The following is a 22,461-nucleotide window of genomic DNA, read 5'->3' as shown; positions in this document are numbered from 1 at the left end:
TTATTAAGCAGAGAATCTATTAGCTTATAAAGTAGTCAACATCAAAAAGGATATTTGAATGAGTCAAAGTATTATTACCACAAAAGCTCAATTGCAAGCACAATTCGAGCATATGCTTGCCTTAACACGCAAAAAGCCCATCACCACTTGGGCCGATAGAGAAGCGTCGTTAGACAGTTTAGAGATCATGCTTAGTGAAAATAAGCAGCGCTTTACAGATGCCATAAATCAAGACTTTGGTAACCGCAGTAAAGACGAAACTAGCTTTGCCGAACTATTCCCAAGTTTCCAAGGCATTGCGCATGCCAAAAAACACGGCAAATCTTGGATGAAAACGCGTCGTTCTGGTATTTCTACCTTATATCGTCCAGCTCATAACGAGATTCAGCCACAGCCGTTAGGCCTAGTGGGCATTATGGTGCCTTGGAACTATCCACTGTTTTTATCTGTCGGCCCTATGATTGATGCTTTGACTGCCGGCAACCGTATCATGGTTAAAATGAGCGAGTCAGCGCCTTTATTTGCTGAAGCCTTTGCCGAGGCAGTTAGCGAGTACTTCTCATCAGATTTGATATCGATTGTGGTCGGGGATGTGGATATCGCGGTGGCATTTAGTGAATTACCATTTGATCATATGCTTTACACTGGCTCTACCAGTGTCGGCAAAAAAATCATGGCTGCTGCTGCCAAGAACTTAACGCCTGTAACACTAGAGCTTGGTGGTAAATCGCCAGTTATCGTATTGGATGATGCCAATTTAGAAAATGTGGTGAACCGCGTTATGATGGGTAAAACCTTAAATGCTGGTCAAACCTGTATCGCACCGGATTATGTGCTCATTAACTCGTCACTACATAGCAAGTTTGTGAAATTAGCTAAAGAGTGGATCAAAAAGCATTATCCAAAAATCAACAACAATAATGATTATACCCGTATTATTGATAGCGGTCACTTTGATCGTTTGCAAGGCTATCTTGACGCCTTGCCAAAAGAGCAAGTGGTGCCTTTAACGGACGTGCCTGCCAATCCAGAAAGCCGCTTGATGCCGCCAGTCGTTGTGGTGAATCCGGATACAGACGCTGATGTGATGCAAGACGAGTTGTTTGGTCCGATTGTGCCATTAGTACATGTAAATGGTGTGCGTGATGCCGTTGAGTTTGTGAATAGCCGTGCTCGACCATTGGCTTTATATGTGTTCGGCGAAGACAGCAATGAGATTGATTTTGTTCGTCAACACACGGTATCGGGCGGTGTCGCCATTAATGAGGTGATTATGCATGTGGCACAGCATGAGCTGCCATTTGGGGGTGTTGGCCATTCAGGCACAGGCGCTTATCATGGCAAATGGGGTTTTGAGCGTCTCAGTCATATGAAGCCTGTGTTTGTACAATCTAAACTCAATGCAATGGGCATTATGCTACCGCCGTATAGCAAGTTGTTTAGAAAAGGTTTGAAATTTTTAAATAAATAAACGCTTTAACCAAACCGCTGCATTAAATAAACAGTGATACCAACATGAGCCCTTCTATTATAGAAGGGCTTTTTGATTACTGGCTATTGGCTATCTGTTTATTCATATGACATATAGACAGTTAAGCCAGAGGTTAGTAATCGAATATTAAAAGCCGTATCATTTATAATTCAATGCAAAATAATAAGCTTATGCTTTAAGGAGAACCATGATTTTTATCAGTAACAGTATTGAGCTAAGTGACAAAGAGGTAGAGCTTAATCCGATGCGTGCCCAAGGCGCCGGCGGGCAAAATGTGAATAAAGTATCGTCCGCGATTCACCTACGGTTTGATATCAATGCGTCAAGCCTGAGTGATGCCCTCAAGCAGCGACTACTTGATAGCAAAGACAGCCGGATTACCAAAGAGGGCGTGCTAATTATCAAAGCGCAGCAATATCGTACGCAGGAACGTAATAAGCTTGATGCTATCGAACGTTTAAAAGCTTTTATCTTAAAGGGCACCGAAGTCAATAAAACCCGACGCCCAACCAAACCAAGCCGTAATGCTAAGCGCAGACGCACTGATAATAAAGTTCAACGTGGTAGAACTAAGGTGTTACGTGGTAAGGTGAGCTTGGATTAAATAGACAATTAAATAAACAGACATTATCCTAGTAATAAGGATTAAAGCTGTCTCAAAATACATTCTGCATTGGTAATTTTTGTTGGAGTGAGGTATAACCAAGACAGGCGATTAAGGGCATAATCAGTATTAGCTTTTATCGTTTAATATCATTGACGACCACAAACTATAATAATAAAAATAGGTATTCTCTTGCGCGCACATTACTCATCATCCAAACGTTTTTCTAAACCTTTCTCCTTATTAGGCTTAATGCTCTTGTGCTTGTCATTTTGGTCAACACCGGCCATGGCAGCTTGCGGTGAGGCAGACAGTGCACCGGTTAAGTTTGGCTCATTAACGTGGGAGAGTGGTCAATTCATATCCTCGGTGCTGCAAATGATTGCAGAAGATGGTTATGGCTGTGATACTGAGTTAGTGCCAGGTACTGGGCCGGCGCTAGAGAGTGCGCTATCGCAAAATGACATACAAGTGATTGGTGAGCAATGGGTAGGGCGATCGCCAATTATGGAACAGGCGATTGCTTCAGGTAAGGCGGCGGTGATAGGTGATACTCTAGAAGGCGGAGCAACTCAAGGCTGGTATGTGCCAAATTATGTGATTGAGGATAATCCTGGGCTTAAAAGCTATCAAGACCTGCCCAAATACGCCCATCTGTTTACTGATCCTGAAAACCCATCTAATGCCCGTTTCTTAAATTGCCCAACTGGTTGGACTTGTGAAGTATTTAATACTCATTTGCTTAAAAATACCGGTTTGACCACAGCCAATAGTGATGGGGTTAAGTTTAATAATGTACACCCTGGTACCGGTGCAGCATTAGATGCAGCCATATCGTCCGCCTTTGAGCAGCGTAAACCATTGCTGTTTTATTATTGGCAGCCAACGGGCCTGATGGCCAAATATGACTTTGCCGAAATCCCTTTTGCCAAACACGATGAGCAGTGTTGGGATAAGCTACTTGATGCGAACAGTCAGACGGATTGTGTGTCAGGCTTCCCCGTATCAAACTTAGGGGTTGCTGTCTCTACGCCTTTTATAAATAATTATCCAGAACTGGTCACTGCTTTTAAGAAGGTGCAATTTAGTCCTGATACATTAAATAGTGCTATTTTGGAGATGAGTGAAAACAAGCGCAGTGGGGAGGAGCAAGCTAAGTTATTTTTGCAACAAAACCCACAACTGTGGCAACAGTGGCTAACCCCTGAGGCAGCACAAAAATTAGCCGCAGCGCTTAGTGTGTCTTTAGACGGTCCTGCAGTCGATAGTGAGAGTAATGACGCTATTAATAGTGATGCCGCCGCCTTTAGCTGGTTCCCGGAGTGGTCATTTGAAAATCAGTTAAATGACTCGCTCAGTTATGTGGTTCAAAACTTCGGCGATATCTTTCGCTCGATTAGCCAAGTAACGTTAACCTATTTATTGCTGCCGATAGAAAGGTTAATGACGATAGTGCCGCCTTGGCTGATTATTGGACTAGTGGCGTTGCTGGGCTGGCTAGCAACTCGTAAGCTGTGGTTTGCAGCGACCTGTGCGATAGGGCTGTTTTTAATCGGTGCATTTGGACTGTGGCCAGCATTAGTACAGACCTTAGCGCTACTGATTGTCTCAGTGATTGTTACCATGGTAATCGGCATTCCGATGGGTATTTTGATGGCCGGTAGCAATCGTTTACGCCGTATAGTCACGCCGGTGCTCGATGTGATGCAGACCATGCCAAGCTTTGTGTATTTGATTCCGGTGTTAATGCTGTTTGGTATCGGTAAAGTACCGGCATTATTTGCGACCGTTATCTATGCGCTGCCGCCGTTAATTCGCCTGACCATGCTCGGCATCAAGCAAGTGCCGCATGAGATGGTAGAGGCTGGGCGCTCTTTTGGTAGTAATCATAAACAACTGCTAATTTGGATTAAATTGCCGCAAGCGCTGCCCAGTATTATGGCCGGTATTAACCAAGCCGTAATGATGTCGTTGTCGATGGTCGTATTGGCTTCTATGATTGGTGCGCCAGGGCTTGGCGAGGATGTGCTGCAATCGATTCAGACGTTAAATATTGGTCAAGGCCTACAGGCAGGGACAGCGATTGTGATTATGGCGATTATTATTGACCGCATTACTCAAGCCTTTGGTCAAGGACGACGCGCACGTGATGAGCTGCGTCATCATAATAAAAACTAAACCATCTAAGCATAAAATAAGCTGAAAATTAGAATATAAAAACAACTTAATTGATAAAAAGAACACCGCTATGAGCCACATTCGATTAGAAAACGTCAGTAAAGTCTTTGATGTCAGTCCCAATAAAGCTGAACAAGCGCTAAAGCTCTTAGAACAAGGCATGAGTAGTAGGGAGCTGCGTGAGCAAACCGGCTATTCGGTGGGGTTATACGATATTAATCTCAGCATTGAGGCGGGTGAGCTGCACTGTATTATGGGGTTATCAGGCTCAGGTAAATCAACCTTGATTCGCCATATCAATCGTCTGATTGACCCCACAGAGGGCAAAATTTGGATAGATACTCAGCATAGCGTAGGTACGCCTGATTATTTAGACAGTGCTGAGCAGTTAGCCGATCAGCCTAATGTGATAAATGTGCTTAGTCTCAGCGATAAGCCGCTGCAACAGTTTCGCCAAAATAATGTTAGTATGGTATTTCAGCACTTTGGTCTAGTACCACACATGACGGTGATTCAGAATGTGGCTTATGGGTTGCGAGTTCGTAAGATGCCAAAATCTGAGCGTCACGAGATAGCGCGGTATTGGCTCAATGAAGTCGGGTTAGAGGGTGTAGAGAACAGTTATCCTGATGAACTCTCAGGCGGTATGCAGCAGCGAGTGGGTTTGGCACGTGCATTAGCAGTAAATACACCGATTATCTTAATGGATGAGGCTTTCTCAGCGCTTGATCCATTAATACGAGGTCAGTTGCAAGATCAATTGCTTGAGCTGCAGCACAAGCTGAACAAAACCATCGTGTTTATTACCCATGATATTGATGAAGCAGTTAAGCTCGGCAGTCGCATTAGTATCCTAAATGGCGGTCGTCTGGTACAAACCGGTACACCGCAGCAATTGCAGGACAATCCCGCTGATGCCTATGTTGAGCGCTTTATGGTGGCGAAAGGATAGTATTAATCCAAAATTAGTAAAGATGTCGCAGATGTCTTTAAGTCAGGTGTCTTTAAGTAATGTTTACAAGCCCTGCTGTTTTGTTGTATCCAGCCTACAATTTTGTGTTCAGATTACAATCTTTAGCAACAATAACAGTCATCACTGTATCATTTTTTTATACCCTATTAGGCGCTATTTTCTTTATACTATACTGTCTACGCAATAGTGTTAAGTGTAATAAAGATACCAGCGACATAACTCATTAAACACGGCATCAAATATCCTCTTAAACATAAAACCAAACACCCATTTAAATGTAATATAAAGCATTCATAGCAATGAAAACTAAATAGACAGTAAAGCATATCATGATAATAAATAATCAAACTAAATTTAAAACCACAGCAAGCAAATCAATAATGTTAATAGCGACAGTGATGCTTAGCACCAGCCTATTACCAGCCTGTGGCAATGTCAATCCTGACAACCATTCAGCGCACAGTACCCAAACTGCTAACAGTGGCAAAACCAGCCGTGATATGCTGCCCACAGATGTGCTTAATCAATTAAATGCCTTACCGCAGTTGACTGAAGGACTGGGCAATACTGGGGCAGATGTACTAGACCCGACCAAACCGACCTTAGTGAAGTTTTGGGCAAGTTGGTGTCCGCTGTGCTTAGGGACACTTGAGGAAACTGAAACTTGGCGTAAAGATGCCGCCTTTGCGGGGCTGAACGTGGTGACGGTCGCCAGTCCTGGTCATCTAAATGAAAAAGAGTCAGCAGATTTTACCCAGTGGTATGCTGGCGTGCAGGCAGATTATCCGCAGCTGCCAGTATTGATTGATAACTCAGGCAACTTAATTAAACAGATGGGTGTGCAAGTGTATCCAAGTTGGGCAATTTTGGATAAGCAGGGCAATTTAGTGCGTCTGATTAAAGGTAATCTGACTGAAGAGCAGGCTTATGCTTTGGCGGAAAACGCCGACAATGACTTTGCAGATCTTAAAAACAGCAAAGCCAAACCGGCTCAAGCAGGGGTTGAGTCTAGCCAAAGCGCCAAATCAGATGCGCCTAATAATAAAAATGGTGTCTATTACAATTCTGATGGTGCACCGATTAATACCAAGACCATTTATTTGGCCGGTGGCTGCTTTTGGGGATTAGAAGCCTATATGGAGCGGGTCGATGGGGTAGTGGATGCGATTTCTGGTTATGCCAATGGCAATCCTAAATACCAAGATCCCAGCTATGAACAAGTGATAGCCGGTTCAGGTCACGCTGAGACCGTTAAAGTGGTCTATGACGCCGATAAAATCGATTTGGAAACGGTTTTAAAATATTATTTGCGTGTTATCGATCCGACCAGTTTAAATAAACAAGGCAATGATAGAGGTATACAATATCGTACTGGTATTTATTACACTGATGCGAGTGATAAAGCGGTGGTTGAACAAGCGCTACACTCCATTGAGTCAAAGTACAGCAAGCCGATTGTAGTAGAGAATAAGCCCTTACAAAACTTCTCATTAGCCGAAGAGTATCATCAAGATTATTTGGCCAAAAACCCTAATGGCTATTGTCATATTGATATCAGTTTAGCCGATGATAAGATTCAACCAAGTAGCAAAACAGCCAAACTTGCGCCAGCCAATACAGTCGCTGAAGCGTTAGATCCCAAACGCTATGCCAATTTTGACAAAAACGCATTAAAAAACACCCTGACCAAATCACAATATGAGATTACCCAAAAGGCAGGTACCGAGCGTGCCTTTAGCCATGAGTACGATCATTTATTTGCGCCTGGCATTTATGTAGATGTGGTTAGCGGTGAGCCGTTATTTTTATCGACCCATAAGTATGATTCAGGCTGTGGCTGGCCAAGCTTTTGGCAGCCGATTGCGCCTGAAGTGATTACTGAGCATGAGGATAATGCGTATAATATGGTGCGTACCGAAGTGCGCTCACGAGTAGCAGACTCGCACTTAGGTCATGTGTTCAATGATGGTCCAAAAGACAAAACAGGGCTACGCTATTGTATTAATGGTGGGGCGTTGCAGTTTATTCCTGTGGATAAGATGCCACAATCTGGCTATGGCGTGTTTGTCGACCAAGTTAAGGTCAAATAATAAGTCTAATGACAACCGGTCTATATAACAATAAACCATGTAGCAATCAGTCAAATAATAAGAAATAGTGAGTTATGAATACGTTGTGATTACGTTATGAAGTTGTCGTTTAAGCGGTTGCAAACCGACTCATTGCTGGTGTTGTCGGTATTTATCGTTGCCTCCTGTGGTCTAGCCTATGAGTTAATTGCTGGGGCTTTAGCAAGCTATGTGCTCGGCGATTCTGTTCTACAGTTTTCGACCATCATTGGTACTTATCTATTTGCGATGGGTATCGGCTCACATTTATCCAAATATGTGCCTGAAGATAAGGTGTTACAGCGCTTTATCGAGATTGAAATATTGGTTGGGTTAGTCGGTGGTCTATCAGCTATCGGACTGTTTTTGGCATTTGCATGGCTACCAACGTTTAAGACGATCCTATATGCGCTGGTGGTCTGTATTGGTACCTTGGTGGGTATGGAAATCCCACTGGTAATGCGCATTTTTAATTCGCAAAAACAAGCCTTTCATGAGCTGGTCAGCCGAGTACTTACCTTTGATTATCTAGGCGCTTTAGCCGTGTCTTTGCTGTTTCCATTAGTGCTAGCGCCTATGTTAGGTCTGGCTCGATCAGCGGTGTTGTTTGGTATTTTGAACGTAATGGTTGCCGGTTGGACAGCTTGGCATTTTTACCCTAAAGTGGCAGTGCTTGCGACTCAAGGGTTAAGTATTAGTGAGCAAAAACAGCAGCGTGCGACACATGCCAAAATAAGAAGCCGGCTGATTATGCGTATTCTGGTAGCAATGATATTGCTGCTGGTAGGCTTAATCTTCGCTGATCGTTTGGTGGGACTATCGGAACAAAAGCTATTTAAAGCGCCGGTTATCTTTGCGACCAATTCTCCGTATCAGCGTTTGATTGTTACCGAAAAGAGCGGCCATTTACAGCTGTTTTTAAATGGCAACTTGCAGTTTTCTACTCGAGATGAATACCGCTATCACGAAGCCTTAGTGCATCCGATTATGCAAAAGTTAAGCGATAGCACCAAAGCGACCAAGCCGAAACTTGATGTGCTTATTTTGGGCGGCGGTGATGGAATGGCAGCGCGTGAGGTTCTAAAGTATGATACGGTCAATCATATTACTTTGGTTGATTTAGACCCTAAGATGACGCAGTTTTTTGCCGATACACCAAGATTTCAAAAGCTTAATAATAATTCGCTTAATGATCCAAAAGTGAGTGTGATTAACGCTGATGCTTATAAGTGGCTTGAGGACAATGAAGACACATTTGATGCCATTATCATCGATTTACCAGACCCGTCGCACTATAGCTTAGCCAAGCTATATTCTGAGCCAATGTACCATTTGGTCAATGACCATTTAACGGCGGAAGGACTGGTGGTGGTGCAGTCGACCTCACCTTATTATGCACCAAAATCATTTTGGTCAATTGATAAGACGTTACAAGTCTCAGGGTTTAAGACCACACCGTACCATGCTTATGTGCCTTCTTTTGGCGAGTGGGGATTTATTGTAGGCAGTCCGAATACGACCTTTGTGCCACCTACCCACTATGATTTACCAATGGCCTTTTTAACTCCCTCTGTAAGCCGTGAGATGTTTACCTTCCCGCCAGATATGCAGCCGATTGAGGTTGAGCCCAACACCTTAGATAAGCAAATACTGGTGCATTATTATGTGCAAGACTGGTCAGATGAATAGGGCAGTTCAGCAGGTAGTATTGATAGGCTAAAGAGGGCGATGAAAGTGAGGGGTGTTTTTAGCATTCATCAAACAAAATTTACTAGAACTCGATAGCCTATAGTAAGGTTGATGAATGCTAGTAGATAGCAATAGTAAAAATAAAACTAAGTGATTAAATGAAAAATAGCCTAAGCATTAGAAACAATACTAATATCAACGCCAATACCAATACCAATGCCAACCTAAGCCAAGTAAGCCATCCGTCTCATCCAGAAACCAATCCAATGACGGGTAAACATATTTTGGCAGAATTCTGGCAATGTCAGTGCGCCCCCGAGTTATTAACCAGCACTCAGCCATTATTGCGCTTATTAACTGAGGCGGTAGAGCAGGCAGGGTTAACCTTGGTTGGTCATGCAGTACATGAGTTTGCGCAGTACGTAGCCGAAGGTGATGAGCAGGATAAGACTGATTTAAAGAATGTCAGTGAGGAATCAACTACTCAGACGCAAACCAGTGGTGTAACGTTAACCTTATTACTTGCTGAATCACACTTATGCTTGCACACTTGGGGTGAATATCAGACGGTGACCATGGATGTCTATGTGTGTAATGTGGCTAATGAGAATAGCTCAAAAGCAGATGCTTTGTTTAATGCCTGTTTGCAGCTATTTGAGCCAAAGCAGCACCATGTTAACAGTGTTTCACGACAGCATCAGATTCCGAACAACTTTCAACAGTAAATCATTGTAATTACTTTAGTATATAGTAAGGGTCACTGATATAAAGTAGCTAGCCAAAGCAGGGATGATTTTATCTAATGGCTATCTGGTGCTTATCTATATCTCGTGCTTATCTGATAGTTAGCAAGTGAATATCCTAGCTAGCCTGTTGCTTAATCTCAATAGGCAGTGTTAAGCTGTCAATTATTCGACCCTTTTTTATTTAGCCTCTTTTACTTATTTTTTAGACTTATTTTGATAGGTAGTAAGCTAAATATTTAGGCGCTCATAGTGATATATAAACATGCTTATACCTAAAACCTACCTTTAAAATAAGTAAAAAGCTTAGGACACAATACATGCAGACTATTGACAGTTTACAAACCGAACTCCTTTACTACGCCTTCTACTTTGGTGGTAGTGTGGTGATGCTGATTTTGTTTGCCGTCATTTATATGGCCATCACTCCTTATGATGAAATCGCCCTCATCCGCAAAGGCTCAGGCGCTGCTGCCATTAGCTTTGCCGGAACAATGGTTGGCTTCTCACTGCCTTTAGCGGCCAGCGCCATTTATAACACCGGATTTATGGCGTTTATCATTTGGAGCGCTATCGCTATGGTAGTACAGATTGCCGGCTATTTTATTATGGTTAAAGTCATTGGTAATGTGCCAGAGCATATTCGTCTAAACAATGTGGCCGTTGGCGGTTTATTAGGTATTAGCGGACTGGTACTGGGTATCATTAATGCCGGTATTTTGTCTTAAAAGCAGGACAAACCCTAAACATATGAAAAGAAATTCATAATGAATGACTGATGACAGACATGCACTACATGCTTAAATATCAGTCGGAACAGTCAACGATAGAAATTTTATAAATCAATACAAAGGATAGAGATCATGGGTCTTAGAAGTTTTATTAAAAAGCAATTTATTGATGCCATCGAGTGGGATTGGCAAGATGACGATGTATTAATGTGGAAGTTCCCTATGGCGGATAATGAAATCCAAAGTGGTGCTTCATTAACCGTACGTGATGGGCAAGTGGCGGTGTTCATTAACGAAGGTCAAATCGCTGATATTTTTACTGCCGGGCGTTATGAGCTGACAACCGAAACCTTACCGGTTATGACCAACTTAAGAAACTGGCGCATGGGTTTTGATTCTCCATTTAAATCTGATGTGTTGTTCTTCAGCACTCGCCTGCAGCAAGGCCGTAAATGGGGCACAGCGCAGCCAGTGACTGTACGTGATTCAGATTTTGGTATGGTTCGCTTGCGTGCCTTTGGTATGTATTCGTACAAAATTAACGACGTGACTCAGTTCTATCAGACCATTACTGGTATGAATGACAGCTACCGTGCAGAGCAAATCGAACCACAGCTGCGCAACTTAATCGTTTCGGATTTGGCGTCAGGCTTGGGTAAAAGCCAGGTAGCGTTTATTGACTTAGCGGCAAACCAAGGACTGATGGGCGATGAAGTAAAAAAAGAGCTACAGCCTGATTTTGCTAAATATGGTTTATCAATCGAATCGTTTGTGGTCGAAAACGTATCATTGCCAGAAGAGCTACAGAAAACATTGGATAAGCGTATTTCAATGGGTATGATTGGTGATATGGATGCCTATACTCGTTATCAAACGGCCGAAGCGATTCAACATGCCGCCAAAAACGAAGGCGGTATGGCAGGTATCGGTGCCGGTCTAGGCGTTGGTATGAACATGGGTCAGGTGATGAGTGAGGCAATGGCACCTAAAGCTGAGCAACAGCAGCCACAACAAGCTGCACAACAGCAAGCAGCGCCGCAACAAGATGCAACTGACTTTACAGCGAAACTTAGCCAGCTAAAAGGATTACTTGACCAAGGTCTTATCAGCCAAGCAGATTATGATGAGGCGAAAACGAAGATTCTAACTCAGTTGACTCAATGATAGATAAAAACACCCCATCTAATAGCGACAAAAAACCAGCGTCCAAGCTGCCCAGTAACTTCAATGTATTGACGTTTACGGCAGCTTGTCCATCTTGTGGTGCGCCGGTAGAATTTGCCTCACCAGGCTCAGTAATGGCGGTATGTGAATATTGCCAGACCACAGTGCTGCGTGAAGGCGATGCGCTCAAAGCTCAAGGCAAGCAGTCGCTAACGATTGAGGATTACTCGCCACTACAAGTCGGTAGTGTGGGTCGTTTTGAATCAAGCGATTTTGCTGTGATTGGTCGTGTCCAGTTGCAGTATGGACAAGGCGTGTGGAACGAGTGGTATGTACAGTTTGCCGATGGACGTAGTGGCTGGTTGTCTGAAGCATTAGGTCAGTATAGTTTAACGATTGGACAGGGTGAGACGAGTCAATTACCCGCTTATGATGATTTGGCGATTAATGATAACGTCAATTTTAAAGACACCGTTTATCAGGTCAATGATAGACGTGAGGCTTATGCTATTGCTGGCGAAGGCGAGCTGCCTTTTGTGGTCGGTGAAGGCTGGCAAACCTGGGTTATTGATGCTCAGTATAAACGCGATTTTATTACCTTAGATTATGCAGAGGAGGGTCCAGACTCTTCTCCTGTGGTGCATCAAGGGCAGGCAATAGAGCTTGGCGCACTGAATATGCAGATGCTTAAAGACGATAGGCAGATTAATGAGCAAGTCAGTCAATCATCTTCAGCAGGATCAGGTGATTCGATTACGCTTAGCAAAATTGATTGTCCCAATTGTGGTAGCCCGATACCTTATGTGGCAGGCGCCACCGAATATTTAGTGTGCCCAGCTTGTCATAGCGAAAGCAAATTGAGTGGCAGTAAAGCTGAACTTATTGCCATGCATTCGGCAATGCAGCACTTCGAGAGTAGCTTGCCGCTGGGTGCTAAAGCGCGTATTTCTGCAGCAGATATTATTGATGTTGGTGAATTTGCCATAACTGATACCAAGCGAGCAGAGGCTGATGGCTATCATGATTATGTGGTTATCGGTATTATGCGCTTACAAGAGGTGGGAGAATTCGCCTCTTGGACAGAATATCTGCTATATAGCTTAACAGATGGTTTCTTATGGCTATCTGAGGAGTCTAGCGGCTGGTATGTTGCACGAGTATTAAGTGAAATGCCAGTAGCTGAACGTGGCCAGCTCATCTATAACGATAAGCAGTGGCGCCAAGTGGACTTAGGTTATCGCAATCGTGTTACTTTTGCGATGGGTGCCTTTAACTGGCAAGTTAAGACTGATGACAGCGATTTACTGATTGATTATACCAATGGCGATGAGCTCATTACATCGGAGCAAACTGAGCGTGAAATTACTTACACGCATGCTAAGCCAGTGCCTTATAGCAAGCTTGAGCAGTGGTTTGGTAGCTATCTGAGTCAAAATGATGCAGATTTAGCGCGCCATGGCTTTACTAATGAAGGCAGCCTAAAAGGTATGCTCACTTGGCATGCTATTTTGCAAGTGGCTGTTTGGATTTTGGCTGGTGGTTCACTGATTGTCGGTATTATTGGTGCTATTTTGATTTACATCGTTTATTTTAGGGCAAGTGAATCCGAGAAAAATGACGTCAGTGAAGAGGTTGTTACCAGTCCGTTTAGCTACCATTCAGCGGGCGTAAAAGGCCTTTCTGTGGTCATTATTGTACTGGCACTGATTGTAAGCTTTATGATTGGTGCCGCTTCAAGGCCTGCAGCAACTGGGCCAAATCCAGATGAAGAAGCAGCAACGACACGTGGCGGTGGTGGTCTAATCATCATTCCAGGCAGCTTTGGTGGCGGTAGTAGCAATAGCGGTGGCAGCAGCGGCCGCACGGGCTATAGCTCAGGCGGGTCCCATAAGTAAGGGATAATTCAATCTCCAAAATAAAAAGGGTGAGTCATTAAATGATTCACCCTTTTTTATTAATCGACTTTAATCATTAATTAATCATGGGTATACAGCGCATATAACGATTTTATTTGAATTCGATTATCATTATTGTCAGTAGACTGATTGCCCATGGTCAACTCCGAAGTAGCTTGTCTTGCAGCAAAACCTTTAGACAGTGTTTGCCGAATTTCAGCCAGTTTATGCTGTCTGTCATCGCGGTAAAATAGGTTAAAGCTTTCAAAAGGAATCATCTTACCATCAGGCTGCGCAAAGTGAATGCAGGACTTTTTTAATGCCCGTATATCTAAGTTTTGAGCATCCATAAACTGTACAATCATAACTCGAAATACGTTATCGTAACTTAAATGCGGCGCATCAATTTTAGGTAAGCAGCACAGTAATTCAGATAAGCAGTCCGCTTGCGATTCTGGGGAATGGTTGGTACTTAATACTTTAAACAGTTGCTGTTTTGCTTGAGCTTGTACCTCTGGGTTTTGCTCAAATAAGATGGTATTACCACCACCATTCATAATAATATCTGGGGTCAGATAGCGGGTGAGTGGTGCAACGTGAGCTTGTGCAGTATTTGTGGAAGTCTTATTCGGCGTAGATGCATCATCATAAGTCTTCAATGCATAACCCATGGCTAGCGTATCGGGATTACAAGGCACAGGCACGATATCTTGCAAAGTGAAGACAGTCGACTGTTCGGCAATTTTACGGCGCAGCTCTGAGACGGTTAGGCGCTGTTTACTGCTATCAAGCATCGCCTCGTCTAATGCTACGCGCCCCGATTCTGAGAGTGGCTGAAAACTCACCCCACGTACGCAGCGATATTGAAGACCATGCTTAATAATATTGCCCAGCTGCGTGTCATTAAGTCCCTTCTTAATAGTGGCAACTAAGGTGGTCGACAGATTATGCTGCTCTAAGTTGGCCAATGCTTGTTGATGAATTTTGGCCAGTTTTGCGCCGCGCAGTGCCTGCATATGGGCATCATCGAGCGAGTCAAATTGTAGATAAATCTCTAATCCTTGGACTTTATTCGGTTGCTGCGCTTTGGGCGTTTTATTGCTAGGGGCCTGCTTGAGGCGATACGCATAGTCAGCAAGCTTTGACACAAACTCAGGCTCTTTGGCCAATCGAATACCATTGGTATTAATCATAATATGGCGAATAGGCAGCGTCTGCATATAATCCAATATCTCAAACAGCTGCGGGTGCATGGTTGGCTCGCCGCCGGATAATTGCACCACGTCAGGCTCACCCTCACAAGCCACGACAGTATCTAGCATGGCTTTGACGGTATCAAGAGACTTATGTTTATAAGATAGGTGAGGCAAATTTGCCTCACGACTCATGCCCGAATCGGCAAAGCACACTGGGCAATCTAGATTACACACATCGGTGATTTCAACAATACTTAGACAAGAGTGCTGCATATGGTCAGGACACAGTCCGCAGTCGTAAGGACAGCCATATTGCATGGGCGTAGCAAAGTATTCAGGCATCTCAGGACGTTTAACATAGACTTCGCGGCAGCTGCGATAATAGTCCACATCATCCATAATAAGCACCCGCTCTTTGCCATGAGTGGGGCACCATTTATCCATATAAACCTGATCATTTTTAAAGATAATCTTGGCCTCTACAGGGTACAAGCAGGTAGCGCAAACGGAGCTTGTGGTATCGTAAAACTCATAAGGGCGATTTTTGCGAGACATAAGCGGAGACTGCCTTAAATAAAAAGATAAAAATAACTGGATTAAGCGATTAATGGATGATGATAATAAGCATATAGCTTTCTGATATCTCTAATAACCCATGGACTATAGATAATTAGCGCTAGTATACACGCCCACTGAATGCCAGATAGGCCGAGCCAATAAGCGTAGGGCACAGGTTTGAAGCCATCTATGAATAAGCGCCATAGCATATAACTGACAAACAATAACTTAAAGCTAAGCCCGCTGACAGGTTTTAATTTGGGGTAGGTCATGTAAAAAAAGAGCAGCATGGTCACAGCCCATAGCATGTCATAAACCTGTGTGGGATGGCGCAATATGCCATCACCGAAATCTATTCCCCACGGTAGGCCAGTGGCTACGCCAAAAGTACCGTCATTAAGTCCTGCCAAAAAACAACCTATTCGGCCGACGATTAAACCTAAACAAAAGGGGATGATAAATAAATCCCCTGTCGAATGTTTGATGCCTGCCAGTTTTTTGGCAATCTCAATACCAATGAGACCACCCATCATGCCGCCGACAATAGTCTGACCGAGCGCTAATGATAACCAGCCAAATTGCGCCCAAGCTTGTGGTACTTCGATTAAGAATAATAGCTTATTGCCGACTGCAGCACCTAAAATACAGCCTAAGGCGACCGCAAAATTGCCTTTAGACAGTAGGCTAGCATGTTGGACGTTAGCTTGTTGAGTATCGATTTTTTGAATAATGGCGGACTGAGTAGTAGGGGTGCTGTGCGATGCGGGTAGGATTTGCTGTTTGGCCTGACTTTTATTTACTTGATGCTTTTTTAAGAAACGATAGCTCTGCACACCGACCAATAAGGCAAGCCACTCAAATATAAAATGCAGTATGTGGGCAGTCTGTGGCGATAAAGGCGTATAGGCAAATACCATGCAGCTATCCAGTTTAAAAGTGTCAATTGGCCAGTCAAAATTAATGAACCGTTAGTTTGGTTTAAATAGAGTGATTACTGATAATGACTTAATTTATGGGCATGTCAGTTATGGGCATGTCAGGTTTTAACCACTTAATAAGATTAGGCCGAAGCAACTGCCTAGCCCGACCACACCAAATAAAGTATAGGCGAGCAAGAATTTGGCTGCTTTTTCATAATATTTGGTCTGTTCAGTTTTTTGCTTACTAACATAACCTATAAGAGCAAACACAATAGCCACTAGCAATAGTATCTGTGCAAGCCCCATTAACCCAACGATTAAAAAAGAGATAATATCACTCATATTTACTCCCTATTACCAATAGGGTTATATTAACGTATTTTAGTGATAATAACAGACCCTTCTCTATGACAGTTATGTTAAACGAATAGGCGCTTTAATGAACCATATTATCAATAACCAACGACTGCTGAATCAACACGTCTAGGATCTGTCGAGCCATATTTGCCCTCAGGCGTCACCATAATCGATTGAGTAGAACCCATTGTAGATTTTGGTGTAATGGTATGTCCCATCGATTTGAGTTTATTGATTGTATCTACATTTAAGGCTTTTTCGATACGAATTTCATCAGGCATCCACTGATCATGGATACGCGGTGCATGAGTGGCTTCAGCGATATTCATATCGTGGTCGATGACGTTCGAGATCACCTGAGTTACTGTGGTGATGATACGGCTACCACCTGGACTTCCCGTAACGATGTATGGCTGACTGTTTTTGAATACAATCGTTGGACTCATTGACGATAAAGGACGCTTACTAGCGGCAACGGCATTGGCTTCATTACCTAATAACCCATAAGCATTGGCAGTACCCGGCTTAGCCGAGAAGTCATCCATCTCGTTATTTAACAGAATACCTGTGCCTTCTGCGACCAAGCCTGTGCCGTAAGAGAAGTTTAAAGTATAGGTGTTGGCAACTGCATTACCGTCTTTATCGACGATGGAAAAGTGAGTAGTTTCATCACTTTCATACGGCATTGGATTGTTAGGTTTGATTTGGCTTGCTGGCGCGGCTTTATCAGGATTGATTTTAGACCTTAATTGCTGTGCATACGCCTTAGATGTAATGCCAGTCAAAGGCACATCCACAAAGTCTGCATCACCTAAATACTCTGCACGGTCGGCATAAGCTAACTGCATCGCCTCTGACATAAGATGAATGGTTTGGGCGCTATTGTGGCCGTACTCTTTGAGCGGGTAGCCTTCTAATATATTGAGAATCTGTACGATATGAGCGCCACCAGAGGACGGCGGAGGCATTGAAGCAATCTCATAGCCACGATAGGTACCGCGAACAGGGTCACGCATGACAGCTTTGTAATCTGCAAAATCTTGCATACTCATGATACCGCCTGCGTCATTAACAGCTTTCACGATTTGCTGAGCGGTTTTACCTTGATAGAATCCAGTTGCGCCTTGTGTCGCAATGCGCTTTAAAGATTCGGCAAGCTCAGGCTGATAAAAACGCTCACCAACCTCGTAAGCGCTGCCGTCAGGCTTAAAGAAAATCTTAGCACTGCTTGGCCATTTTTTGAGTCTATCTTCTAATGCATTTAATGAATCAGCCAGCCCTGGCGTCACTTCGATACCGTTTTCGGCCAAATCTATCGATGGCGCCATCACTTTGTCAAGCGGCATCGTACCAAACTGCTTAAGAGCGGTGACCAAACCTGCGACTGTGCCTGGTACACCAACGGCCAAGCCATGGAAGCGTGAAAGCTCTGAATCTGCTTCACCATCTGCCCCTAAATACATATCTTTATAGGCTTTGACAGGGGCTTTTTCACGATAATCTAGAGCAACCGTTTTACCTGTTTTGGCATCATAAATCATCATAAAGCCGCCCCCGCCAATGTTACCAGCACGTGGTAGCGTGACTGCTAAAGCGAAGCCGACAGCAACTGCGGCGTCGACTGCATTACCACCGTCTTTTAAGACTTGCAGGCCAACTTCTGAGGCCAAAGCTTCTTGCGCGGCTACCATGCCATTTTTGGCCCATAATGGATGATGAATAGCATCTGGTGAAAATATGGCAACGTCTGCTGAAGATTGACCTTGCGTCATCGACTGTTGCTGCGATGTGCTGAGCGCTTTATAAGTTTTGGTTTCAGATATCTCTAATGGCTTTACTTCAGCACTGGCCAGCGTGGTCATCCCCAAGCTTAAACTGACTAAAGTTGTGATGATAAGTCTCTTGTGAGGGTGGATTTTTGAATTTGCTTTATTAATAGTCATTTTGTTTTCTCACTTCCTTGTTGAGTGGCTGGTTTATTAATAGTCATTTTGTTTTCTTACTTCCTTGTTGAGTGGCCTGGGTCAGACCAGATTAGTCATTAGCTTATAGATTGAGTTTGGTTTGGTATATTTGGTTTTAAACGAACCATGATAGTCATTAAAAATTAAAAACAGCTAGATATTATCTGCAAGCTCTGGATATTGGGTCGCATCTTTAGTATTTAGTACACGTTCAAGAGGCTCTGTCATATCGCTTCTGGCTTTATCGATTGAATAATCAAAGGACTGATAAATAGACTGAGTGTTACCATTAAACGCTTTGGCATCCTGCATCAATCCGTTTAGACCCTTTTTAAAGAGATTGATGTCAGTGATAACTGTAGCATTAGAATGGGCTTGTGATGAGGTTGTATTGTTAACGCAGGTGAAGATAAGCAGTTAATGGTAATCTCTTTTCGCATCTGCATTACCTAAGTTAGCAGCAGCCTATATGTGTAAAGTTATAGCCAGTGACGGCAACAGTTATTAATAATAAGGTGGATAATAAAAGTTTAGGCTTCTTAAGTTTTAGAGTTCTCCTGTGTATCTATGTGAATTTTAAATTATTTCAGCGATTAAAGTGTTGTCCTAGCTTCAAGCAAGTGGCCAGCTGATAAGCCGTTTGCGCCAAATTAGAGTAAGCGCCTGCCAGTATATTTTCTAATTTATCAAGCTTTAGAATACTAGGTAGAACAACGTCAAATGGTGCGTTATCAAAAACTGGGCTTTCGGTGTGGTTTCGAGCACTCAAATTACGATCAACGCTTCCACAAATAGCCATAACAGGCAGACTTGGGTCAATAGCTTTGGCTCGCAATGCCACACCGCTGGCGACTTTACCCATAGCAGTTTGGGCATCAAGTTTACCTTCACCGGTAATGACTAAGTCAGCATTCGCTAAGTGCTGGTCTAGTTGAATAGCTTCAGCAATCGTATCAAATCCTGATTTTAATTCGGCTTGGCAGTAAGCCATAAATGCAAAACCTAAGCCACCTGCTGCACCTGCGCCCTCAACCTTATCACAGTTGGCGTTAATGCTGTGAGCGCCAGTTGAACTAGCAGCAACAGATTCTGTCACAGACGCAAAGTGAGCCAGCGCTTTATCTAAATGGAGCACGTCATCAGAAGAGGCGCCTTTTTGCGTACCAAACACATGACTTGCGCCAGTAGGGCCACACAGTGGACTGGTCACATCACAAGCCACCGTAATTTTGGCAGTAGACAGTAAGTCTTTTAAACTTGTGAGGTCGATAGTGTGAATATCAATAAGACTTGCACCGCCTACGCTTAACAGATTGCTATTAGCGCCGGATATTTTGACCCCTAACGCTTGTAACATGCCAATACCTGCATCGTTGGTCGCACTACCACCAAGCCCAATAAGCAATTGCGTGGCGCCTTTGCCAATGGCATTCGCTATCATTTCACCGACACCGTAAGTGGTCGTAATGAATGGATTGCGCTCGCTTGGTGTTAATAAGTGCAATCCGCATGCTTCAGCGACTTCAATAATCGCCATGCCATCATCAGTTAAAAAGTATTTGGCAGTGATGGGTCGCATCAAAGGGTCATGTACTTTAAGTTGTTGCCACTTGCCATCTAATACATAGGATAAGACACTTGAAGTGCCTTCACCGCCGTCAGCCAGTGGCAATAAGTGATATTCTGCATTAGGATAAACCTGACTAAAGCCTTCTTTAATAGCGTTACAGACATCAATAGCGTCTAGGCTTTCTTTAAATGAGTCTGGTGCGATTAGAATATTCATTAAGCGCCTTAGCTTTACAGGTTTATCTATAACAGCAAGTCAGATTACTCAGCTGAACTCTCAGTTTCAGTCGCATCATCCTGACTAGGCTCATCTTCTACAACCTCTTCGTCAAAAGCGGCATCAAGCGCTTGTTGTACCGCTTCAATACGTGCTTGACATACTTTATAAGCGGCGATGGACTGCTCAACTGTATTCATCAGGTTGTCGATGTCGGGCTCATTTGAGTTTTGTAATTCTTCGGCATTGGTTTTTAGAATTTGATAGGCGTCTTTGAATGTTTTTGGGGTCGCTTTTTTACGAGTACGTGTGGCCATAATAGAATCCTTATAATGATAAAAGTTAATATGTTTTGAGAGGGTAGATTAAAAATCAATATAAAAGTGAAGCAGATTGTAGCTTGGGTTTAACTCTGGTCATTTTCGGTAGAATCCGTATCCGCATCTGGATATTTATTGACAGCATAAACCACTGCATTTAACTCACCGTCGCTCATGGCCACTTTAATAAAGTCACCTTTTTCAACGCTAGTGACTGAGTTTAGGTATTTATCTTCTGAGTTTTGAACAAAGGCATAACCTTGGTCAAGCAGGCGGGCAGGGTTTTGTATTAAGACTACTTGCTGATAATAACGCACTTGTTGGGCAGCATCAGAAAGCAGCTTACGACTGCTTTCTTTGGTGGTTTGATGCAGTGCATCAATCGAAGTGCTGGCACGTGATAAGTGGCTATAGCTCATTTGCTGAATGCGCTGCATGTTAGATTCGGTTGTCATGCTTGCTTCACGCAATTGGAACTTGGCGTGTTGCTCAATGCTATGAAAGTGGCGGTCACTTAGATGTTGCCAACGCTGCAGGTTATGGGTGCTTAGACTTTGGATGGATGAGAATTGACGCTCGGTACTCATAGCCGCATGAGTTAACTGCTGCTGGCTAATACGCTGAATGGCATCAGCATAGCCTTGAGTACGCTGCATCAGGCTGGCAAGGTGATTAACGATACCGGCAATCACCTTTGATGGCGTGTCAAAACTGGTATGCGCAATCTCATCTAAAATGACACTGTCACGTTCATGACCGATACCAACCCATACAGGAATAGGCTGTTCGGCAACCAAAGCAGCTAATTCATAATCGTTCAGATAGGCTAGGTCGCCAACTGCACCGCCGCCACGAATAATCACCATGACATCGGGCAGGCAATCGTATTCTTTTTTAAAGGTGAGCATGCCTTTGGTAATGGCGTGACGTATCTCTTTGGGCGCATGATTGCCTTGGAATGTGGCATAATGATAGTGGAAGTGACAAGCACCGGTGCGCTGCAGCGTATCGGCATCGGCTCGGAAGTCGCCAAGTCCAGCAGCCTTTTTGGGCGCAATAACCAACACATGCTCAATATCAAATGGGGTAGGCACTTGCTTGTTTAAGCTGAGTAGGCCTTCAGCGCTAAGTCGTTCCAACATGGCTGCATATTGGCGAGCCAAGTCACCTAAGGTATAACTGGGATCAATGTCATTAATAGTTAATGAAAACCCGTAGAGCGGATGGAAGTTTGCTGTTACATTAAGTAGAACAGTAACGTCACGCTCTAACGCCATACCAGTAGCACGTTCAAACTTAGCCAATACACGTGCCGCTTTAAATCGCCATAAGTTACCTCGGCAACTGGCGATAACTTTGCCATCGTCGTCTTTTTCGGCCAGTTCAAAGTAATAATGCCCGCCCTTGCTGGACAAGTTACGAATCTCCGCTTTAACCCAAACGCTGTGGCTAAAAGTTTCTTTGACCACCAGCTCAACCGCTGCCAGATAATCGCTGAGTCTGAGTACCGTGTTTTCTAACTCATCGGCTACAGGATCAATTAGCTCATCGCTGTCAAATTTTTCGGCGTCAAAGCCTGTGTCAGCTGATGGGAGAGAGTCGAGGCGAGATAAGTCTGGCTTAGGCATAGTATCAGTCTGTATCAGAGAGGTGGATTTTATAATTATTATGCTTGTTTAATAAGCAGAAGGGTATTATAGCCAGTATGACATCAATCTCAACTTTTGGTTGTGGTAAGTTGCCATTATCAATTGATTATATTTGAAGTGAGAAAGGGATAGTT

The 22,461-nt window shown here is 43.6% G+C and carries 18 protein-coding genes; 10 read left to right on the top strand and 8 right to left on the bottom strand.

The genetic code is table 11. The features are described 5' to 3' along the window. The first annotated feature begins 58 nt into the window (after positions 1-58). From AC2SLM_RS06205 to AC2SLM_RS06160, 10 genes are all read left to right on the top strand, one after another. Complete coding sequence (locus AC2SLM_RS06205) at positions 59-1,471, top strand: coniferyl aldehyde dehydrogenase (RefSeq protein WP_486552648.1); 1,413 nt, start codon at positions 59-61, stop codon at positions 1,469-1,471. A 208-nt stretch (positions 1,472-1,679) separates the two neighbouring features. After that, a complete protein-coding gene (arfB, locus tag AC2SLM_RS06200) occupies positions 1,680-2,096 on the top strand; it encodes an alternative ribosome rescue aminoacyl-tRNA hydrolase ArfB (RefSeq protein ID WP_486552646.1) in 417 nt (138 codons plus the stop codon). A gap of 252 nt (positions 2,097-2,348) precedes the next feature. After that, complete coding sequence (locus tag AC2SLM_RS06195) at positions 2,349-4,274, top strand: glycine betaine ABC transporter substrate-binding protein (RefSeq protein ID WP_486552675.1); 1,926 nt, start codon at positions 2,349-2,351, stop codon at positions 4,272-4,274. Between the two features lie 70 nt (positions 4,275-4,344). Further along, on the top strand, positions 4,345-5,226 hold the full coding sequence (locus tag AC2SLM_RS06190) for an ATP-binding cassette domain-containing protein (RefSeq protein WP_486541269.1): 882 nt from the start codon (positions 4,345-4,347) through the stop codon (positions 5,224-5,226). A gap of 401 nt (positions 5,227-5,627) precedes the next feature. Continuing rightward, positions 5,628-7,337: a bifunctional peptide-methionine (S)-S-oxide reductase MsrA/peptide-methionine (R)-S-oxide reductase MsrB gene (gene msrAB, locus AC2SLM_RS06185; RefSeq protein WP_486552644.1), complete on the top strand. Its 1,710-nt coding sequence runs from the start codon at positions 5,628-5,630 to the stop codon at positions 7,335-7,337. A gap of 96 nt (positions 7,338-7,433) precedes the next feature. Then, on the top strand, positions 7,434-9,044 hold the full coding sequence (locus tag AC2SLM_RS06180; RefSeq protein WP_486552642.1) for a polyamine aminopropyltransferase: 1,611 nt from the start codon (positions 7,434-7,436) through the stop codon (positions 9,042-9,044). A gap of 158 nt (positions 9,045-9,202) precedes the next feature. Further along, positions 9,203-9,769, top strand: a complete 567-nt coding sequence (locus tag AC2SLM_RS06175; protein WP_486552641.1) for an S-adenosylmethionine decarboxylase family protein — start codon at positions 9,203-9,205, stop codon at positions 9,767-9,769. A 338-nt stretch (positions 9,770-10,107) separates the two neighbouring features. Then, a complete protein-coding gene (locus AC2SLM_RS06170; protein ID WP_486552639.1) occupies positions 10,108-10,515 on the top strand; it encodes a DUF350 domain-containing protein in 408 nt (135 codons plus the stop codon). Positions 10,516-10,650: 135 nt separating this feature from the next. Continuing rightward, on the top strand, positions 10,651-11,682 hold the full coding sequence (locus tag AC2SLM_RS06165) for an SPFH domain-containing protein (protein ID WP_486552637.1): 1,032 nt from the start codon (positions 10,651-10,653) through the stop codon (positions 11,680-11,682). Beyond that, positions 11,679-13,577, top strand: a complete 1,899-nt coding sequence (locus AC2SLM_RS06160; RefSeq protein ID WP_486552636.1) for a DUF4178 domain-containing protein — start codon at positions 11,679-11,681, stop codon at positions 13,575-13,577. The genes AC2SLM_RS06165 and AC2SLM_RS06160 overlap by 4 nt, the downstream gene beginning before the upstream one ends. 80 nt (positions 13,578-13,657) lie before the next feature. Here the strand turns inward: AC2SLM_RS06160 and AC2SLM_RS06155 are convergent, their stop codons facing one another. From AC2SLM_RS06155 to xseA, 8 genes are all read right to left on the bottom strand, one after another. Beyond that, entirely contained in the window at positions 13,658-15,328 is a 1,671-nt protein-coding gene (locus tag AC2SLM_RS06155; RefSeq protein ID WP_486552635.1) for a radical SAM protein, read from the bottom strand. A gap of 41 nt (positions 15,329-15,369) precedes the next feature. Then, positions 15,370-16,248 carry a prolipoprotein diacylglyceryl transferase gene (locus AC2SLM_RS06150; protein WP_486552634.1) on the bottom strand — a complete coding sequence of 293 codons (879 nt, stop codon included), beginning with the start codon at positions 16,246-16,248 and terminating at the stop codon, positions 15,370-15,372. A 126-nt stretch (positions 16,249-16,374) separates the two neighbouring features. Then, complete coding sequence (locus AC2SLM_RS06145; protein ID WP_486541253.1) at positions 16,375-16,593, bottom strand: hypothetical protein; 219 nt, start codon at positions 16,591-16,593, stop codon at positions 16,375-16,377. A gap of 110 nt (positions 16,594-16,703) precedes the next feature. Beyond that, on the bottom strand, positions 16,704-18,470 hold the full coding sequence (gene ggt, locus AC2SLM_RS06140; protein ID WP_486552673.1) for a gamma-glutamyltransferase: 1,767 nt from the start codon (positions 18,468-18,470) through the stop codon (positions 16,704-16,706). Positions 18,471-18,725: 255 nt separating this feature from the next. Further along, entirely contained in the window at positions 18,726-18,884 is a 159-nt protein-coding gene (locus AC2SLM_RS06135; RefSeq protein WP_486552633.1) for a hypothetical protein, read from the bottom strand. Positions 18,885-19,158: 274 nt separating this feature from the next. Further along, positions 19,159-20,358, bottom strand: coding sequence for a glycerate kinase (locus AC2SLM_RS06130; protein ID WP_486552631.1), 1,200 nt, complete (start codon positions 20,356-20,358; stop codon positions 19,159-19,161). A 44-nt stretch (positions 20,359-20,402) separates the two neighbouring features. Then, positions 20,403-20,675: an exodeoxyribonuclease VII small subunit gene (gene xseB / locus AC2SLM_RS06125; RefSeq protein WP_486541247.1), complete on the bottom strand. Its 273-nt coding sequence runs from the start codon at positions 20,673-20,675 to the stop codon at positions 20,403-20,405. Positions 20,676-20,764: 89 nt separating this feature from the next. Further along, on the bottom strand, positions 20,765-22,306 hold the full coding sequence (gene xseA / locus AC2SLM_RS06120) for an exodeoxyribonuclease VII large subunit (protein WP_486552629.1): 1,542 nt from the start codon (positions 22,304-22,306) through the stop codon (positions 20,765-20,767). Between the last annotated feature and the right edge of the window lie 155 nt (positions 22,307-22,461).

The organism is Psychrobacter sp. CX16 (assembly GCF_057396245.1).
Note: the sequence above shows the minus strand (reverse complement) of the source record. Positions and strands in the feature narration are given on the sequence as shown.